This window comes from Tsukamurella sp. TY48 (assembly GCF_019656655.1).
Classification (GTDB): domain Bacteria; phylum Actinomycetota; class Actinomycetes; order Mycobacteriales; family Mycobacteriaceae; genus Tsukamurella; species Tsukamurella strandjordii.
On the sequence record NZ_BPMV01000001.1, the window covers coordinates 1,028,409 to 1,045,929 of the forward strand.

Below are 17,521 nucleotides of genomic sequence, written 5' to 3' on the forward strand. Positions count from 1 at the left end.
TGATTCCGCGGTTCGCCTTCATGACCACAGCGTAGGTCAGCGGGTCACGCGGTACCGCACGAAGGCCGGGACGGCGAGCGCCGCGATCACGGTGAACACGATCACCAGCACGCCACCGCCCGCCGCGGCCATCGCGGCACCCGCCGAGGCGGCCGCGGCGCCGTGCAAGGCATCACCGATGCGCGGGCCACCGGCCACGACCACGGTGAAGACGCCCTGCAGGCGCCCGCGGACATCGTCGGTCGCGGCCTCCTGCAGCATCGTCGTGCGGAAGGCCGCGGAGAACATGTCGGCCGCGCCGCCCAGCGCGAGCAGGACCAGCGCCGCCCACAGCCAGCTGAAGTGCGCCGCCACACCGAAACCCGCCATCGCGGCGCCCCACAGCACGATCATCACGATCACCGCCAGCCCCTGCCGGGCGACCCGCGAGGTCCAGCCCGAGAGCACGCCGCCGAGTACCGCGCCCACCGACATCGCCGCGAACAGCGCACCGAACACCCAGCCGCCCTCGATGGGATCGCCGAAGTTCTCGTGCGCGATCTGCGGGAACAGGGCGCGCGGCATGCCGAAGACCATCGCGATGATGTCCACGACGAAGCTCATGAGCAGCACCTTGTGGCCCGCGAGGTACCGGAAACCGTCGATCACGGAGCTCAGCCCCAGCGACTGCCCCTTGTCCTCCGCCTTGATCGACGGCAGCTTCCACACCGCCCAGAGCGTGACCATGAGGCTCGCGGCGTCGAGCGTGTACAGCCAGTGCACGCCGATCACCGGGATCAGCGGCGCACCCAGCATCGGTCCGGCGATGGCGCCGAACTGCATCACGGTCATGTTGAGCGAATTCGCCGCCGGCAGCTGCTCGGGCGGGACGAGCCTGGCGTAGATCGCGGAGCGCGTCGGCTGATTGACGCCGAAGAAGGCCTGTTGCAACGCGAAGGCGCCGAGGATCAGCCACACGTTGTCGGGCAGCAGGGCGAGCATCAGCGCGGTGCCCGCGAGGCCGAGGGTGGTGCCGATGATCACCAGCCGGCGGTCCAGGGCGTCGGCGATCGCGCCGCCCCACAGGCCGAAGATCACCAGCGGGACCAGGCCGAAGACGCCGGTCAGGCCCACGTAGGCCGACGAGCCCGTGATCGCGTAGATCTGCGCGGGGACCGCGACGGCGGTCAGCTGCGCGCCGATCACGGTGACGATGCCCGTCCACCACAGTCGCCGGTAGTCCGGGTTCTGCAGCGGTCGCGTATCCGCGAGGAGTCTCGGCACCAGGAAATCGTACGGCGTCCTCACCACCGTCCCCGCCGTCCCGGCTCCCGCTGTGACGTACCCCGGCACCCTCGGTGCCCCACCCCGCGCCGCCTTCCGCGCCGCCTTCCGTGACTTAACTGCGTTACGTGTAGGCGAATCCCCAGGAGACGGTGTGGGCTAACGCTGTTAAGTCAGGGAGGGGTCAGGGTTGGAGGCGGACGGGGGTGAAATCGGGGGCCACGAGGCGGACGCGGTTGTGCACGCGGTTCTCGCGGCCCTGCCAGAACTCGACCACCTGCGGGGTGATCCGATAGCCGCCCCAATCCGGGGGCACCGGCACGTCCTGCCCCTCGAAGCGGGCCTCGACCTCGGCGAAGCGGCGGGCCATCTCGGCACGATCGGATACCGGGCGGGACTGATCGGAGCTCCAGGCCCCGAGCTGCGAGCCCCGGGGACGCTGCGCCCAGTACTCCGCGGTCTCCTCCGCCGTCACCCGCGTCACCCGGCCGCGCACGTGCACCTGCCGGTGGATGGCGATCCACGGGAAGGTCACCGAGGCAACCGGGTTCACCGCGATCGCGATCGCCTTGTCGGAGCCGTAGTTGGTGTAGAAGACCACGCCGCGCTCGTCGAGGCCCTTGCACAGCACGGTGCGGGTGGCGGGCAGCCCCGTCTCGTCGACGGTGGCGAGCACCATCGCGTTGGGCTCCGGCGCACCGGCGGCCACCGCCTCGTCGAACCAGGCCCGGAACACGGGCACCCATCCGCCCTCGAGGCTCTCGGGCCCCAGGTCGGTTTCGTCGCCGTCGTACTTCTCACGCATCGCACTCAGGTCCACGGAGCCAACCTACTCACTAGAGTCGACGTCATGGCGAGTGACATTCCCGGCGGCCTCGAGGGCGTGGTGGCCTTCACCACCGAGATCGCGGAACCCGACCGCGACGGCGGGGTGCTGCGTTACCGCGGCGTGGACGTGGCCGATCTGGTGCGCAACCACGTCACCTACTCCGAGGTGTGGGGCCTGCTGGTGGACGGCGAGTGGGGCAACCCGCTGCCCGCGGCCGAGCCCTTTCCGCTGCCGATCCACAGCGGCGACGTCCGCGTGGACGCGCAGGCCGGGCTCGCGATGCTCGGCCCGCTGTGGGGCTTCGAACCGCTGCTCGACATCGACGATGCCACGGCCCGCGAGAACCTGGCCCGCGCCTCGGTGATGACGCTGAGCTTCGTCGCGCAATCGGCCCGCGGCCTGGAGCGGCCCGCGGTGCCGCAGCACATCATCGACCGGTCCCCCACCGTGACGCACCGATTCATGACCCGCTGGCACGGCGAACCCGATCCCGACCACGTGCGGGCGATCGACGCCTACTGGGTGGCCGCGGCCGAGCACGGCCTCAACACGTCGACGCTGACGGCGCGGGTCATCGCATCGACGGGGGCCGACGCCTCGACGGCACTGTCGGGTGCGGTGGGCGCACTGTCCGGCCCGCTGCACGGCGGCGCACCGTCGCGCGTGCTCCCGATGCTCGACGAGGTGGAGCGCACCGACGATCCGCGGTCGGTGGTCACCGCGCGCCTGGACCGGGGCGAGAAGATCATGGGTTTCGGGCACCGGGTGTACCGCGCCGAGGACCCGCGCGCCGCGGTGCTCCGCGAGGTGGCGCGCGATCTGGACGCGCCCCGCTACGAGGCCGCCGCCGCCCTGGAGCGCGAGGCCAACCAGGTCTTCGCCGAGCGCCGGCCCGACCGGGCGATCTCGACCAACGTGGAGTTCTGGGCGGCGGTGATCCTGGATTACGCGAACGTCCCGGTGCGGATGATGCCGGCGATGTTCACCTGCGCGCGGACCGCCGGCTGGTGCGCCCATGTGCTGGAGCAGAAGCGGTCCAACAAGCTGATCCGACCGTCCGCCCAGTACACCGGCCCCGCGGCCCGGCGGCCGGATGAGGTACCCGGGTGGGACACCATTAGGATTTAGGGCATGACGATCGAGATCCCCGCCGCGCTCAAGCCCGTCGACGGCCGCTTCGGCTGCGGCCCGTCCAAGGTCCGTCCCGAGCAGCTGCAGTCGCTCGTCGATACGGGCGCCTCGGTGTTCGGCACCAGCCACCGGCAGAAGCCGGTCAAGGACGTGGTGGGCCGCGTGCGCGACGGCCTCAAGGATCTGTTCAGCCTCCCCGAGGGCTACGAGGTGGTGCTCGGCAACGGCGGCACCACCGCCTTCTGGGACGCCGCCGCGTTCGGCCTGATCCGCGAGCGCAGCCAGCACTTCACCTACGGCGAGTTCTCCAACAAGTTCGCCTCCGTGGCCAAGGGCAACCCGTTCATCGGCGACCCGATCGTGGTGTCGTCGGATCCGGGTAGCGCGCCGGAGCTGGTCGCCGATCCGTCGGTCGACCTCATCGGCTGGGCGCACAACGAGACCTCGACCGGCGTCGCGGTGCCGATCAGCCGCCTCGCGGGCAGCGAGAACGCGCTGATCGCGATCGACGCCACCTCGGGTGCCGGCGGCCTGCCGGTGAACGTCGCCGACACCGACGTCTACTACTTCGCGCCGCAGAAGTGCTTCGCCGCCGACGGTGGCCTCTGGGTCGCGCTCATGAGCCCCGCCGCCCTGGCGCGCGTCGAGGAGATCAAGGCTTCGGGCCGCTACACCCCCGAGTTCCTCTCGCTGCCCATCGCGGTGGACAACTCGAGCAAGAACCAGACCTACAACACCCCCGCGCTGGCGACGCTGCTGCTGTTCGCGAACCAGATCGAGTGGATCAACGGCAACGGCGGCCTGGACTGGGCCGTGGGCCGCACCAAGGATTCGAGCGACCGCCTGTACGAGTGGGCCGAGGCCAGCGAGTTCGCCACGCCCTTCGTCACCGATCCGGCGCTGCGCAGCCAGGTGGTCGGCACCATCGACTTCGACGAGAAGATCGACGCCGCCGCCGTGGCCAAGACCCTGCGCGAGAACGGCATCGTCGATACCGAGCCGTACCGCAAGCTGGGCCGCAACCAGCTCCGCATCGGCATGTTCCCGGCCATCGATCCGGAGGACGTGACCGCCCTCACCCGGTGCATCGATTTCGTGGTCGAGCGCGTGTCTGCCGACGCGTAGCGGTTCGAACAACTACCCTTGCACCATGCAGGAACTGCGGGTTGTAGCGCTGGACGACGACGGGACGTCGCTGGTCTGCGAGGGCTCCGCGGGACGTTTCCGGCTGCCGATCGACGACACCTTGCGTGCTGCCGTGGCCGGTGAGCTGACGCGCGGCGTGCAGACCGAGCTCGAACTGGGTTCGGAGCTCTCGCCCCGCGATATCCAGGCCCGCATCCGCGCCGGCGCCTCCGTGGAGGAGGTCGCCGCGCTCGCGGGCGCCCCCGTGCACCGGATCAAGCGGTTCGCGAGCCCCGTGCTGCTGGAGCGTGCCCGGGCGGCGGAGCTGGCGCAGCTCGCGCATCCCGTGCGGGGCGACGGCCCGATGCACACGGCGCTCGCGGACGTGATCCGCGGCGCGCTGGTCGAGCGCGGTCACACCGACACCACCGAGTGGGACGCCTGGAAGGGCCCCGAGAACCGCTGGGTGGTGCGGATCGCGTGGACGGTGGGCAAGTCCCGCAACGAGGCGCACTACAAGTTCGCGCCGGGCGCCCACGGCGGCACCGCGACCCCGATCGACGACACGGCCCGCGAGCTGCTCGATCCCGATGCCCGGCGCGCCCTGCGCAGCATCGAGCGCACCGCCCCCGTCGACGATTTCGAGGTCGACGAGCCGCTGCGCGCGGTGGGCGGCGAGCCGCCCCACCGGGCACCGGAGGCACCGCGGCAGGCCCCCGAGGCGCCCCGCGATCACGACCGGCGGCATCCCGAGATGCCGTCGTGGGAGGACGTGCTCCTGGGCGTCCGCGGCGGTAAGAACGGCTGACGGACCGACCGCCGCACTGCACTTCTCGACAGGAGGGGACGATCCGTGGGCGCGAGAGCCGCGACTATCTGGTTCATCGACGTTGCCGAGCCGAAGGGCATCCTGGCCATCGCCGGGCGGCCCGACGAGGCCGCATCCCGTGCGGTGGCCGAGCGCATCCTGGGCGGCCCCGTGGCGGGGCGTCCGGAATCCCTGGCCCGCGCGGCGGATCCGCTGCCGGGGCACGTGTACGTAGGCTCCTACGGCGGGCTGACGGTGGTGGCACACGAGGGCCTGCGGGTGACCCGTCCCAGTGAGCTGGCCTCGTCGTGGTGGGAATTGGTGCCCGCCGCGCGCAGCTTCCTGCTGATCGCCGATCCGGATCGCGCGGTGGGCGGTTTCGCCATCCACACCGGCGATGCCGTGCGGCGCGCTTTCGCGGCGCATCCGCTCGACATCCTGGAGGACGAGGGCCTGCCGGAGCGGTTCGAGGGCCCGTTCTGGGCGGGTGAGCATCCGTTGACCTACGCGGAGGGCGTGCAACCCGATCCGCGCGCGCTCCCCTTCCATCCGATGGAGTTCGCCGAGCAGGCCAACCGGGAACTGTTGGGCTTCCGGTTCACGCACCCGCTGGAGCCGACGGATCTCGATCCGGCGCGGATCCAGGTGATCGACTTCGTGCCCGCCGCGGCGGTCGCCGAGCCGCCGGTCCAGCAGGCGCCCCCGCAGGTCCCCGACGGTGCGCCGCAGCCACCGGTCGAGGAGCCCGAGCCGAATCATGAGGACCGCGGCAAGGTCCGCAGCTTCTTCGGCTTCTGATCCGCGGCGGGGCCGCATCGCGAAACTGTCGCTCAGCGCGCACCTGCGGCCATAGTGTCCTCGGCCGGCCGCTCAGACGCTGTTTCGCGACGCACGCAGCGCGTACATCCCGCACACCGCGCAGGTGACCGCGGAGACCACACCGCCCACGATCAGTGGTGCGGCGGGCGTGGTGGCATCCGCGATGACGCCGAGCAGCGGGGCGCCCAGTGGGGTGCCGCCGAGGAAGGCCAGCATGTAGATGCCCATGACTCTGCCGCGGAACTCGGGATCCACTGATAGCTGCATGATGCTCATCGCCGAGGTGGTGAAGGCCATCTGCAGGAATCCCACCGCGATGAGCAGCACCGCCGCCAGCCAGAACCAGGGCGCGAAACCGGTGAACACCTGCGCCACGCCGAAGGCGGTGCCGCCGAGCAGGCAGGTGCGCAGCTGCGCCCGGCCGGTGCGTTTGGCGGCGATCAGCGCGCCGGAGAGGGTGCCCACGGCGAGCATCGTGGACAGCAGGCCGTAGGCGTCGGCACCGAGCCCGAAGCCCTTGCGGGCCAGGATGGACAGGGCCAGTGGGAAGTTGATGCCGAAGGTGGAGACGAAGAAGACCGCGACGATCACCAGCAGCAGTTCGGGTCGTCGGCGCACGTACCGGAAGCCCTCCCGCAGCTGGCCTTTCGCCCGCTCCACCGGCGGCGACGGGTGCAGCTCCCCCACCCGCATCGCCACCAGGGCGGCCACGATGGCGCCGGTGAAGACGGCGTTGACCGCGAACACCCAGCCTGTGCCCACGCCCGCGATGAGCAGCCCGGCGATGGCCGGGCCCACGATCCGCGCGGCGTTGAAAACCATGGAGTTGAGCCCGATCGCGTTGGGCAGCAGCTCCGGTCCCACCATCTCGATGGTGAAGGCCTGCCGGAACGGGCCCGCGATCGCTGCGGTGCACCCGAAGACGAAGGCGATCACGAAGACGTGCCACAGCTGCACGGCCCCGGTGAGCGTGAGCACCGCGAGCGCGGCGGCGCACAGCGCGGCCGCGGACTGCGTGAACATCAGCGCCCGCCGCTTGTCGTAGCGGTCGGCGAGCAGTCCCGCCCACGCGGACAGCAGCAACGTGGGGCCGAACTGGAGGGCCATCACCGCGCCCAGCACCCAGGCGCGGCCGTGCGCCAGGTCCAGCACCAGCCAGTCCTCGGCGACGCGCTGCATCCAGGTGCCCACCAGGCTCACGGACTGGCCGCCGGCCCAGAGCCGATAGTTCCGTGTCCGCAGGGACACGAAAACACTCGGCATACTTCTAATAGTAGTCCTAAGTTTCGGGCCGCCCCGTCAGCTCTCGGTGGCGACCGCCTCCGGACTCGGGACCCGCGAGCCACCGCCGAGCACCGGGGTCAGGACCAGCACCAGGACCGCCCCGAGAGCCGCACCGATCGGCCAGCTCAGCGCCGTGACGTACTGCGAGGTGGGCACCAGCGCGATCACCACGGCCACGGCCCCGGAGATCGCCAGCGCCGCGACGGCCGCGGGGTTGACGCCGCGGACGAAGTAGTACGAACCGTCGGGGCGGGTGGAGTACAGGTCGGCGATCCGCGTGCCCTGCTTGCGGATCAGGTAGTAGTCGACGACGAGGATGCCGAACACCGGCCCCATCAGCGCCCCGACGCCGCCCAGGAAGTACACCACCGCCGTCTCGCTGCCCCACACCTTCCACGGCAGCACCACGATCGACAGCACGGCGGTGATGATGCCGCCGGTGCGGAAGGAGATGTACTTCGGCGCCACGTTGCTGATGTCGTAGGAGGGCGAGACGAAGTTGAGCACCACGTTAATGCCGACGGTGGCGATCGCGAACAGCAGTGCCGCGATCACCACGATCACGTCCGAGTCGATCTCCGAGACCAAGGCCACCGGGTCCTTCGAGCTGTCCCCGAAGACCTTCAGCGAGCACAGCGAGATCACCAGGGAGATCAGCACGAAGGCCGTCTCGTTGAGCGGGATCCCGAGGGCGTTACCCCGCTTGATGGCGCGGGTCGACGGTGAGAGCCGGGCGAAGTCGGCGTAGTTCACCAGCGGGCCGGCCATGAACGCCACCATGAGGAAGGCGACGGCCACGAACGCGGCCACGGTGCTCGGCCCGGACAGCGGCGAACCGGTGCGGGCGTTCCAGTCGATGCTCCAGTCGGCCTTGTTCAGCATCCACAGCGCCAGCGCGAACATCCCGATCCACACCACGGGTCCGGCGAAGTCCGAGACCCGGCGCACGATGTCCATGCCGTAGGACAGGATCAGCAGCTGCACCACCCACAGGCTCATGAAGACGACCCATCCGAGCGGGCTCTGCCCCAGGAAGCCGCCGTGCGTCCACGCCTCGGTGGACGGCCAGATCCGCACGATGAGGGCGATCACCGCCAGCGCCGCGAGGTAGGTCTGGATGCCGTACCAGAACACGGCGACCAGGCCGCGCAGCAGCGCGGGGATGTTGGCGCCGAAGATCCCGAAGGTGGCGCGGGCGAACACCGGGAAGGGCACGCCCACCTTCTGTCCGGCCACGCCGATCAGGTTGGACCCGGCCCACAGCATCAGGACGCCGACGAACAGCGCCGCCACCGTCTGCCAGCCGCTCAGGCCCAGGGCGAGCATGCCCACGGCGAAGCCGTAGCTGCCCAGGCTGTGCGCGGAGGTCATCCACAGGCAGAACAGGTCCCACGACTTCCAGGTGGCGTTCTCCTTGGTCGTGGGGGCCAGATCTGCGTTCAGCAGCGCCGAATCACTGGGCGCGGTTACCGGTTCGGACATGGCGGAGCCCCTGTCGTTCGATCAGTCGTTCTGTGGGAAACCGAGATTGATGCCGCCGTGGCTGGGGTCCAGCCAGCGCGAGGTGACGGCCTTCTCGCGGGTGAAGAAGGCGTAGCCGGCGGCGCCGTAGGCCTTCGCGTCGCCGAACATGGACGCCTTCCAGCCGCCGAAGCTGTAGTAGGCCACGGGAACCGGGATCGGCACGTTGATCCCGATCATGCCCACCTGGACCTGCCGCTGGAACCGGCGGGCGGCGCCGCCGTCGTTGGTGAAGATCGCGGTGCCGTTGCCGTAGGGCGAGGCGTTGATGATCTCGATCGCCTCGGCGAACCCGGACACCCGGATCACCGAGAGCACCGGGCCGAAGATCTCGTCGCGGTAGGCGGCGGAGTCGAGCGGCACCCGGTCCAGCAGGGTGGGGCCGAGCCAGAATCCGTCGGCGGCACCGTCGAATTCGTCGCCCCGGCCGTCGACCACCACGGTGGCGCCGTCGGTGGCGGCGATGTCGATGTAGCCCGAGACCTTGTCGCGGTGCGCGGCCGTGATCAGCGGGCCCATATCGCAGCCGCGGCGGCCGTCGCCGGTGCGCAGGGACGCCATCCGGGTGCGGATGCGCTCGATCAGGTCGTCCGCCACGGAGTCGACCACCAGGAGCGCGGAGACGGCCATGCAACGCTCACCGGCGCTGCCGAATCCGGCGTTCACGGCGGCATCGGCGGCGAGGTCCAGATCGGCGTCCGGGAGCACCAGCATGTGGTTCTTGGCGCCGCCGAGGGCCTGCACGCGCTTGCCTGCCGCGGTCGCCTGCTGGTAGACGTACTGCGCGATCGGGGTGGAGCCGACGAAGGAGATCGCCGCGATGCCCGGGTGCACTAGCAGCGCGTCGACGGCCTCCTTGTCGCCGTGCACCACGTTCATCACGCCGGCCGGAAGTCCCGCCTCGTCGAGCAGGGCGGCCAACCAGTTCGAGGCCGACGGATCCTTCTCACTCGGCTTGAGCACCACCGCGTTCCCGGCTGCGATGGCCAGCGGGAAGAACCACAGCGGCACCATCGCCGGGAAGTTGAACGGGCTGATGATGCCGACCACGCCAAGCGGCTCGCGGACCGAGTACACGTCCACGCCGGTGGAGGCGTTCTGGGTGAACTCGCCCTTGTTCAGGTGCGGCATGCTGAGCGCGAAATCGACCACCTCGATCCCCCGGGCGATCTCGCCGGCGGCATCGGCGAGCACCTTGCCGTGCTCGGCGGTGAGGATCTGCGCCAGCTCGTCGCGGCGGCTGGTGAGCAGCTCGCGGAACCGGAACAGCACGTCCATCCGGCGGGCGATCGACGCCTCGCCCCACTCGACCTGCGCCGCCTTCGCCTGCGCCACCACGGCGTCGACATCGGCGGCCGAGGCCAGCCGCACCTGCGTGCTCACGGTGCCCACGGCGGGGTCGTACACCGGCGAGGTGCGGGTGGAGGTGCCGGCCCACGGGCGGCCGGCGACGAGGTGATCGAGGGTGGGGACGGTCATCAGATCTCTCCTGACATCAGAACGGAGCGGTAGATAGAGATCGCCTCGGCGACCTCGGCATCGGTGACGGTGCACGGGGGGACCACGTGGATCCGGTTGTCCGCCACGAACGGCAGCAGGCCGCCCGCGATCAGGGCGGTCTTGATCCGGCCCATCCGGTCGGCGCGCAGCGGTGCGCGGGTGGCGCGGTCCTCGACGAGTTCGAGTGCCCAGAAGACGCCCTCGCCGCGCACCTCGCCGATCAGTGGGCAGTCCTCGGCCAGCGCGCGCAGCGCCGGGCCGAGCACATCGCGCCCGATCCGGGCGGCGTTGTCGACGATGCCCTCCTCGGCCATCGTGTCGAGCGCCGCGACGATCGAGGCGCACGCCAGCGGGTGGCCGCTGTAGGTGAGGCCGCCCGGGAAGACGCGGTCGTCGAAGGTCTTCGCGATGGCCTCGCCGATCACGACGCCACCCACCGGCACGTACCCGGAGTTGACGCCCTTGGCGAAGGTGATGAGGTCGGGTCGCACGCCGTGCCGGGTGTGCGCGAACCACGCGCCGGTGCGGCCGAAGCCCGCCATGACCTCGTCGAGGATCAGCAGAATGCCGTGCTTGTCGGCGATCTCGCGCACGCCGGCCAGGTATCCGGGTGGCGGCACCAGCACCCCGGCGGTGCCGGGGACGGACTCCAGCAGGATCGCCGCGATGCGGTCCGGGCCCTCGACGGTGACGGTGCGCTCCAGGTGCGCGAGCGCCCGCTCGCACTCCTGCTCCGGTGTCTGCGACCAGAATTCGGAGCGGTACAGGTACGGGCCGTGGAAGTGCGCGTGTCCCTGGGCGTACTCGTTCGGCAGCCGCCGCCAGTCCCCCGTCGCGGTGACGGCCGACCCGGTGTTGCCGTGGTACGAGCGGTAGGCGCTGAGTACCTTGCTGCGTCCGGTGTGCAGGCGCGCCATCCGGATCGCGTTCTCGACCGCGTCCGCGCCGCCGTTGGTGAAGAAGACCTTCGTCAGGCCGTCGGGCGCGAGCTCGACGATGCGGCGCGCCGCCTCGCCGCGCGCCAGGTTGGCGGTGGAGGGGCCGATGGTGCACAGGCGCGCGGCCTGGTCGGCGATCGCGCGCACCATGGCCGGGTGCTGGTGCCCGATGTTGACGTTGACCAGCTGGCTGGAGAAGTCGAGATAGCTGCGCCCGGCGCCGTCCCACACCCGGGTTCCCAGTGCGCGGGTGACCACCATCGGGTCGAGTGCCGCCTGCGCCGACCAGGAGTGGAAGACGTACTCACGGTCCAGTTCGTAGGCCAGGCGGTCCGGGTCCGCGGTGTCCACGGCGGCCATCTCAGGCGTCCTTCTTCGCCGTGATGGTGCGGTTCACGGTGGGGATGATGTGCTCGCCGTACTGGCGCATCGTCTCCTCCTTGTTGTCGTGCTGCAGGTAGCCGGCGAACTGGTGCACGCCGAGTTTCTGCAGTGCTTCGATCTTGGTGAGATGGTCGGAGACGTTGCCCAGCAGGCAGAACCGGTCGATCACCTCGTCGGAGACGAAGTCGGCGTGGGTGTTCCCCGCCTGTCCGTGCTGGTTGTAGTCGTAGCCGCTGCGCTGGGCGATGTAGTCGGTGAGGGCGGCGGGTACCGCGCCGCCGGCGCCGTACCGGGCCACGATGTCGGCCACGTGATTGCCCACCATGCCGCCGAACCACCGGCACTGATCGCGCTGATGCGCCAGATCGTCGCCGATGTACATCGGCGCGGCGACGCAGATCTTCACCGCCTCGGGATCGCGGCCGGCATCGGACGCGGCCGATTTCACCGCGTCGATCATCCACGCCGCGATGTCCAGATCGGCCAGCTGCAGGATGAATCCGTCGGCCACCTCTCCGGTCAGCGCCAGCGCCTTCGGCCCGTAGGCCGCGACCCACATCTCCAGCTCGGAGCCGGTGCTCCACGGGAACTGGAGCGTCGAGCCGCGATACTCCACCGGCCGGGAGTTGGCGAGTTCGCGGATCACGTGGATCGATTCGCGCAGGGTGGCCAGCGTGGTGGGCTTGCCGTTCGTCACGCGCACGGCGGAGTCGCCGCGGCCGATACCGCACACGGTCCGGTTGCCGAACATCTCGTTGAGCGTGGCGTACAGCGACGCCGTCACCGTCCAGTCCCGGGTGGCGGGATTGGTGACCATGGGGCCCACCGTGACTCGCCGGGTCTCGGCGAGCATCTGCGCGTACAGCACGTAGGGCTCCTGCCACAGCAGGTGCGAATCGAAGGTCCACACGTGGTTGAAACCGTGCGACTCCGCCAGTTTGGTGAGCGCTATGGTGCGTGCGGCGGGTGGATGGCACTGCAGGACGACACCGAAATCCATGGTCAGCTCCTAGATGAGGTACTGGCTCAGCGCGCGGCGGACGAACTTGCCGTCGCCCTTGCGGCCGAGGTACTGGTCGTCGTCCACGATCACCTTGCCGCGGGAGAGCACGGTATCGACGTGGCCGTCGATCTCGAAGCCCTCCCAGGCGGAGTAGTCGAGGTTCATGTGGTGCGTCTTCTCGAGCCCGATCGAGGTGTGCCCGTTCGGGTCGTAGATCACGATGTCGGCATCGGCACCGGGCGCGAGAACGCCCTTGCGGCCGTACATTCCGAACATCCGCGCCGGGGTGGTCGAGGTGATCTCCACCCAGCGTTCCAGGGTGATCTTCCCCGAGACCACGCCCTGGTACATCAGATCCATCCGGTGCTCGACCGAGCCGATGCCGTTGGGGATCTTGGAGAAATCCCCGATGCCCATGTCCTTCTGGCCCTTCATGCAGAAGGGGCAGTGATCGGTGGAGACCATCTGCAGATCGTTGGTGCGCAGCGCCTGCCACACCTCGTCCTGGTGGTGCTCGTGCTTCGAGCGCAGGGGCGTGGAGCACACCCACTTCGCGCCCTCGAATCCCGGTGCGCCGAGCTGATCCTCGAGCGAGAGGTAGAGGTACTGCGGGCAGGTCTCCCCGTACACGTTCTGCCCCTGGTCCCGCGCCGCAGCGAGCTGCGCGACCGCCTGCTTCGCGGAGACGTGCACCACGTACAGCGGCGCCCCGGTGAGCTGGGCGAGCATGATCGCGCGGTGCGTGGCCTCCTCCTCGAGCTGCCAGGCGCGGGCGATGCCGTGGTAGTACGGGTCGGTCTTGCCCTGCGCCAGCAGCTGTTCCACCAGCACGTCGATCGCCGGGCCGTTCTCCGCGTGCATCATGGTCAGCAGCCCGGTATCGGCGGAGACCTGCATCGCGCGCAGGATCTGCGCATCGTCGCTGTAGAAGACGCCCGGGTAGGCCATGAACAGTTTGAAGCTGGTGATGCCCTCATCCTGCAGACCGCGGATGGCGGACAGTGAGGCCGCGTTCACATCGCCGACGATCTGGTGGAAGCCGTAGTCCACGGCGCATTCCCCGCCGGCCATCTCGTGCCAGGTGGCGAGTGAATCCTCCAGACGCTCACCGAACTTCTGCACCGCGAAGTCGATGATGGTGGTGGTGCCGCCCCAGGCGGCGGCGCGCGTCCCGGTCTCGAAGGTGTCCGAGGCGTTGGTGCCGCCGAAGGGCATCGACATGTGCGTGTGCGCGTCGATGCCGCCCGGGATCACGTACTTACCGGTCGCATCGATCACGGTGTCGGCGGTGGCCGCGAGGTCGCTGCCCAGCACCGTGGTGCCCGGTTCGAGCAGCGCCACGATCCGCTCCCCGTCGACCAGGACGTCCGCCGCGCCGCGTCCGGTGGCCGAGACCACGGTGCCGCCCTTGATGAAGGTCGTCGTCATGGCGGCCGCCCTAGCGCGCGGGGATCGCGGTGTAGGAATCCGGGCGACGGTCCCGATAGAACTGCCAGTCGTTGCGGACCTCGCGGACCAGACCGAGGTCGAGGTCGCGGATCACGATCTCCTCGGTATCGGTCGAGCCCGCCTCGCCGACCAGGTTGCCGCGCGGGTCCACGAAGTAGGAGGTGCCGTAAAAGGTGACCGCGAGGTCGCCGAATTCGTCGGTCTCCGTGCCGATCCGGTTGTTGGCCGCCACGAAGTACTGGTTGGCCGCGGCCGCGGCGGGCTGCTCCAGCTCCCACAGCCGGTTCGACAGCCCCGGCTTGGTGGCGGACGGGTTGAAGACCAGTTCGGCGCCGCCCAGGCCCAGCTCGCGCCAGCCCTCCGGGAAGTGCCGGTCGTAGCAGATGTACACGCCCACCTTGCCGACGGCGGTGTCGAAGACCGGGTAGCCGAGATTGCCGGGGCGGAAGTAGAACTTCTCCCAGAACCGGTCGAGGTTCGGGATGTGATGCTTGCGGTACTTGCCCAGGTAGCTGCCGTCGGCGTCGAGGACAGCGGCGGTGTTGTAGTACAGGCCGGGCATCTCCTCCTCGTATACGGGGAGCACGATCACCACGCCGAGCTCCTTGGCGAGCGCGCCGAACCGCTCGGTGAGCGGGCCCGGCACCTGCTGGGCGTACTCGTAGTACTTGGCGTCCTCGACGATGCCGAAGTAGGGGCCGTGGAACAGCTCCTGGAAGCAGACGATCTGCGCGCCGTCCGCCGCGGCCTGCCGTGCCAGCGCCTCGTGCTTGTCCACCATCGACGCCTCGTCACCGGTCCATGTGGCCTGCGTGATGGCCGCCCTGATCACCGTCATCGTGTCCTCCGATCCGTCTCGACTACTTCTGATACTCTCCTGGGTAAACATTTCCCGAATATTTCAGTTGCGCGAGAGTATGTTACGGAGTGTGCCGCACCGCGGCCCCCGAGGAGGCGAGATGGATAAATCTCCGGCCGACCCGATTCGTCCGACGCCGGCGCTGCACATCGACGACCCCACACCGGCCGGGATCGCGGGTGCGATCGCACGCATGATCAACACCGGCGAGCTCCTGCCGGGCGACCGGCTGCCCACCGTGCGCGCCCTCTCCCAGCAGTTGAGCGTCTCCCCCGCCACGATCAGCCACGGATGGCAGGCCCTGGCCCGCTCGGGCCTGGTCGTATCGCGTGGGCGCAGTGGAACTTTCGTCGCCGACGGTGCGGTCCGTCGCCCCGCCTCGTCGTCGCGGACGGGCGCCATGGCTAGCCAGCACGGCGACGTCCGATGGGATCTCTCGCTCGGCGCTCCCGATCCGCGGCTGCTGCCGGAGATCGCGCAATCCCTTGCGGCGGTGGCCCGCCGGGGCGAGACCACGAACTATCACGAGCACCCCGTGGTCCCCGAGCTCGGGGCGCTCCTGAGCAGCACCTGGCCCACCTCCTCGGAGGCCCTGACCATCGTCGACGGCGCCCTCGACGCGGTCGTCCGCGCGCTCGACGCCACCACCCGCTACGGCGACCGGGTGATCGTGGAGAACCCCACCTTCCCCCAGTTCCTGGATCTCCTGGAGATCAACGGCCTGCACGCGCTCCCCGTGGGCCTCGACGACGAGGGGATCCGCCCCGACGATTTCGCGCGGGCACTCGCGCAGGGACCGTCGGCCGCGATCATCCAGCCCCGCGCGCACAATCCCACCGGCCGCTCGATGTCACCGGGCCGCGCGAAGGAACTAGTGCGCCTGCTGCGCGGGAACGCGCAGTGCATGGTGATCGAGGACGATCACTCCGGTTCCGTAGTGGCCGCACCGGATCTGAGCCTGGGCCGATGGATCCCCGAACGGGTGCTGCACATCCGCAGCTTCTCCAAATCGCACGGCCCCGACCTGCGGATCGCGGCCATGTCCGGCCCGGCCGAGGTGATCAACCGGGTGGTGACCCGGCGCGCGCTCGGCCCCGGCTGGACGCCGCGCATCCTGCAGCGCCTGCTCTACGACCTGCTCTCCGATCCAACGGCGGAACGCACCGTGGCCCGGGCCCGCGAGGAGTACGCGCGCCGCCGCGACGCCCTCGTCCCCGCGATCGAGGGAATCGACGCCGCCGCGGCCACCGCCGAGGGCCTCAACCTCTGGATCCCCGTGGACGACGAGCGAAGGGCCCTGATCCACCTGGCAGCGGAGGGCATCCGGGTGGCGCCCGGCACCCCGTTCGTCGTGGGAACGCCCGAGACCGACCACGTCCGGGTCACGATCGCACCGCTCGACGCCGAGTTCACCGACGTCGGACGGGCCGTGGCGACGGCCGCCGCCCCGTTCAAACGGGACGAGTTCTACGCGCTGCGCGAACTCTGAAGCCCCGCCCGCCTATCCGACCACGCCGTTCCCGATGGCCGCCAGCGCGCAGAGCCAGGTGAGCAGGAGCGCGACGGCACCGCCGGCGCAGAACCAGCGCGTGACCGGCCGGTGGCGATAGACGTACAGCACCGGTGCCGCGCCGCCGGTGCCGAGGGCCAGGAGCCCGAGCCCCAGCCACATGTTCACCAGCATGACCGTCACGAACAGCAGCGAAAGCACCGTGCCACCGAGCATCGCGACCAGCACCGCCACCGCGGTGCCCGTGAAGGCCGGTGTGTATCGCACCCGTTCACTGTGACATGCGCTCGTACAGGGCGACGGCCGTGGCGGTCGCGACGTTGAGCGAGTCGGTGCCGCGCGACATCGGGATGACGGCCCGGACATCGGCGGCGGCGAGCGCCTCCGGGCTCAGCCCCGGGCCCTCCGCACCCACCATCAGCGCCACCCGCTCGGGTGCGCCGGCGAGCGCGCCCGCCACCCTCGCCTCCCCCGACGGAGTGAGCGCCACGGTCCGGAAGCCCCGCTCGGCCAGCAGTCCGAGCCCCGCCTCGGGCCAGTTCTGCGCCGGCAGGTGCGCGAAGGGCACCAGCAGCACGTGCCCCATCGAGACCCGCACGGCCCGCCGGTACAGCGGATCCGAACAGCGCGGCCCGAACAGCACCGCATCGGCGTTGAGGGCGGCGCAGTTGCGGAAGATCGAGCCCAGGTTCTCATGATCGTTGACCCCCTCCAGCACGACCACGGTGCGCGCCTCGTCGAGGAGGCGGCCGGGGTCGAGCGGAGCGGGGCGTTCGGCGGCCGCGAGCACCCCGCGGTTGAGGTGGAAGCCCACCACCTCGGCCATCAGATCGGCGGTCACCTCGTACCGCGGCACCTGCGGCGACCGGTCCGCGAGGCGTTCCAGTTTCCCCGCGGTCCCCATGATCGCGTGCGGTGGGAACCGCGAAGCGAGCATCCGCTCCACCACCGGCACCCCCTCGGCCAGCACCACACCGCGCGCCAGGTCGGGGCGCTTGTCGGCCGTCGAGAGATCACGGAAATCATTGAGCCGCTGATCATCCGGATCGTGAATGGGATAATTCGGTTGCGCCGCCACGGGTCCAGCCTAGTATCGAT

At 70.1% G+C, this 17,521-nt stretch carries 16 protein-coding genes; 5 read left to right on the forward strand and 11 right to left on the reverse strand.

Features of this window, described 5'->3' with window-relative positions:
- Positions 1-36: 36 nt before the first annotated feature.
- Positions 37-1,263: an MFS transporter gene (locus TTY48_RS04975; RefSeq protein ID WP_220656451.1), complete on the reverse strand. Its 1,227-nt coding sequence runs from the start codon at positions 1,261-1,263 to the stop codon at positions 37-39.
- Positions 1,264-1,447: 184 nt separating this feature from the next.
- Complete coding sequence (gene pdxH, locus TTY48_RS04980) at positions 1,448-2,068, reverse strand: pyridoxamine 5'-phosphate oxidase (RefSeq protein WP_220658455.1); 621 nt, start codon at positions 2,066-2,068, stop codon at positions 1,448-1,450.
- 45 nt (positions 2,069-2,113) lie between these two features.
- On the opposite strand from pdxH, the gene TTY48_RS04985 reads away from it, so the two are divergent.
- Genes TTY48_RS04985 through TTY48_RS05000 form a run of 4 tightly spaced genes read left to right on the forward strand, consistent with a single transcriptional unit; the run spans position 2,114 to position 5,954 of the window.
- Positions 2,114-3,220: a citrate synthase 2 gene (locus tag TTY48_RS04985; RefSeq protein WP_220656452.1), complete on the forward strand. Its 1,107-nt coding sequence runs from the start codon at positions 2,114-2,116 to the stop codon at positions 3,218-3,220.
- Positions 3,221-3,223: 3 nt separating this feature from the next.
- Positions 3,224-4,348: a phosphoserine transaminase gene (gene serC, locus TTY48_RS04990; RefSeq protein ID WP_220656453.1), complete on the forward strand. Its 1,125-nt coding sequence runs from the start codon at positions 3,224-3,226 to the stop codon at positions 4,346-4,348.
- A gap of 25 nt (positions 4,349-4,373) precedes the next feature.
- Positions 4,374-5,156 carry a septation protein SepH gene (gene sepH / locus TTY48_RS04995; RefSeq protein ID WP_220656454.1) on the forward strand — a complete coding sequence of 261 codons (783 nt, stop codon included), beginning with the start codon at positions 4,374-4,376 and terminating at the stop codon, positions 5,154-5,156.
- Positions 5,157-5,201: 45 nt separating this feature from the next.
- Entirely contained in the window at positions 5,202-5,954 is a 753-nt protein-coding gene (locus TTY48_RS05000; protein ID WP_220656455.1) for a DUF6928 family protein, read from the forward strand.
- A gap of 72 nt (positions 5,955-6,026) precedes the next feature.
- Here the strand turns inward: TTY48_RS05000 and TTY48_RS05005 are convergent, their stop codons facing one another.
- From TTY48_RS05005 to TTY48_RS05035, 7 genes are read right to left on the reverse strand one after another with little or no spacing between them, the layout of a single operon-like run.
- Positions 6,027-7,238 carry an MFS transporter gene (locus tag TTY48_RS05005; protein WP_220656456.1) on the reverse strand — a complete coding sequence of 404 codons (1,212 nt, stop codon included), beginning with the start codon at positions 7,236-7,238 and terminating at the stop codon, positions 6,027-6,029.
- A 36-nt stretch (positions 7,239-7,274) separates the two neighbouring features.
- Positions 7,275-8,741 (reverse strand): NCS1 family nucleobase:cation symporter-1, encoded by a 1,467-nt coding sequence (locus TTY48_RS05010; protein ID WP_220656457.1) that lies wholly within the window; start codon positions 8,739-8,741, stop codon positions 7,275-7,277.
- 21 nt (positions 8,742-8,762) lie between these two features.
- The gene (locus TTY48_RS05015; RefSeq protein WP_220656458.1) at positions 8,763-10,259 is read right to left on the reverse strand and encodes a CoA-acylating methylmalonate-semialdehyde dehydrogenase; all 1,497 of its coding nucleotides are present in this window, start codon (positions 10,257-10,259) and stop codon (positions 8,763-8,765) included.
- Positions 10,259-11,578, reverse strand: coding sequence for an aspartate aminotransferase family protein (locus TTY48_RS05020; RefSeq protein ID WP_220656459.1), 1,320 nt, complete (start codon positions 11,576-11,578; stop codon positions 10,259-10,261). Before TTY48_RS05020 ends, TTY48_RS05015 begins: the two co-directional genes overlap by 1 nt.
- Before the next feature lies 1 nt (position 11,579).
- Positions 11,580-12,602 (reverse strand): TIGR03842 family LLM class F420-dependent oxidoreductase, encoded by a 1,023-nt coding sequence (locus TTY48_RS05025; RefSeq protein WP_220656460.1) that lies wholly within the window; start codon positions 12,600-12,602, stop codon positions 11,580-11,582.
- A 9-nt stretch (positions 12,603-12,611) separates the two neighbouring features.
- The gene (hydA, locus tag TTY48_RS05030; RefSeq protein ID WP_220656461.1) at positions 12,612-14,033 is read right to left on the reverse strand and encodes a dihydropyrimidinase; all 1,422 of its coding nucleotides are present in this window, start codon (positions 14,031-14,033) and stop codon (positions 12,612-12,614) included.
- 10 nt (positions 14,034-14,043) lie between these two features.
- Positions 14,044-14,892, reverse strand: coding sequence for a nitrilase-related carbon-nitrogen hydrolase (locus TTY48_RS05035; protein WP_220656462.1), 849 nt, complete (start codon positions 14,890-14,892; stop codon positions 14,044-14,046).
- Between the two features lie 121 nt (positions 14,893-15,013).
- Here TTY48_RS05035 and TTY48_RS05040 point away from each other — a divergent pair, with 121 nt between their 5' ends.
- Positions 15,014-16,402: a PLP-dependent aminotransferase family protein gene (locus tag TTY48_RS05040; protein ID WP_220656463.1), complete on the forward strand. Its 1,389-nt coding sequence runs from the start codon at positions 15,014-15,016 to the stop codon at positions 16,400-16,402.
- A 12-nt stretch (positions 16,403-16,414) separates the two neighbouring features.
- Here the strand turns inward: TTY48_RS05040 and TTY48_RS05045 are convergent, their stop codons facing one another.
- Together TTY48_RS05045 and TTY48_RS05050 are read right to left on the reverse strand one after the other, a co-directional pair.
- The gene (locus TTY48_RS05045; RefSeq protein ID WP_220656464.1) at positions 16,415-16,690 is read right to left on the reverse strand and encodes a DUF2537 domain-containing protein; all 276 of its coding nucleotides are present in this window, start codon (positions 16,688-16,690) and stop codon (positions 16,415-16,417) included.
- A gap of 4 nt (positions 16,691-16,694) precedes the next feature.
- Positions 16,695-17,501, reverse strand: a complete 807-nt coding sequence (locus tag TTY48_RS05050) for an RNA methyltransferase (RefSeq protein ID WP_220656465.1) — start codon at positions 17,499-17,501, stop codon at positions 16,695-16,697.
- Positions 17,502-17,521: the final 20 nt, after the last annotated feature.

What these genes read in the sequence shown, in the direction of transcription:
- pdxH (WP_220658455.1), bottom strand. Translation starts at nt 2,068, where the DNA reads ATGCGTGAGAAGTACGACGGCGACGAAACCGACCTGGGGCCCGAGAGC.
- TTY48_RS04985 (WP_220656452.1), top strand. Translation starts at nt 2,114, where the DNA reads ATGGCGAGTGACATTCCCGGCGGCCTCGAGGGCGTGGTGGCCTTCACC.
- serC (WP_220656453.1), top strand. Translation starts at nt 3,224, where the DNA reads ATGACGATCGAGATCCCCGCCGCGCTCAAGCCCGTCGACGGCCGCTTC.
- sepH (WP_220656454.1), top strand. Translation starts at nt 4,374, where the DNA reads ATGCAGGAACTGCGGGTTGTAGCGCTGGACGACGACGGGACGTCGCTG.
- TTY48_RS05005 (WP_220656456.1), bottom strand. Translation starts at nt 7,238, where the DNA reads ATGCCGAGTGTTTTCGTGTCCCTGCGGACACGGAACTATCGGCTCTGG.
- TTY48_RS05010 (WP_220656457.1), bottom strand. Translation starts at nt 8,741, where the DNA reads ATGTCCGAACCGGTAACCGCGCCCAGTGATTCGGCGCTGCTGAACGCA.
- TTY48_RS05015 (WP_220656458.1), bottom strand. Translation starts at nt 10,259, where the DNA reads ATGACCGTCCCCACCCTCGATCACCTCGTCGCCGGCCGCCCGTGGGCC.
- TTY48_RS05020 (WP_220656459.1), bottom strand. Translation starts at nt 11,578, where the DNA reads ATGGCCGCCGTGGACACCGCGGACCCGGACCGCCTGGCCTACGAACTG.
- TTY48_RS05025 (WP_220656460.1), bottom strand. Translation starts at nt 12,602, where the DNA reads ATGGATTTCGGTGTCGTCCTGCAGTGCCATCCACCCGCCGCACGCACC.
- hydA (WP_220656461.1), bottom strand. Translation starts at nt 14,033, where the DNA reads ATGACGACGACCTTCATCAAGGGCGGCACCGTGGTCTCGGCCACCGGA.
- TTY48_RS05035 (WP_220656462.1), bottom strand. Translation starts at nt 14,892, where the DNA reads ATGACGGTGATCAGGGCGGCCATCACGCAGGCCACATGGACCGGTGAC.
- TTY48_RS05040 (WP_220656463.1), top strand. Translation starts at nt 15,014, where the DNA reads ATGGATAAATCTCCGGCCGACCCGATTCGTCCGACGCCGGCGCTGCAC.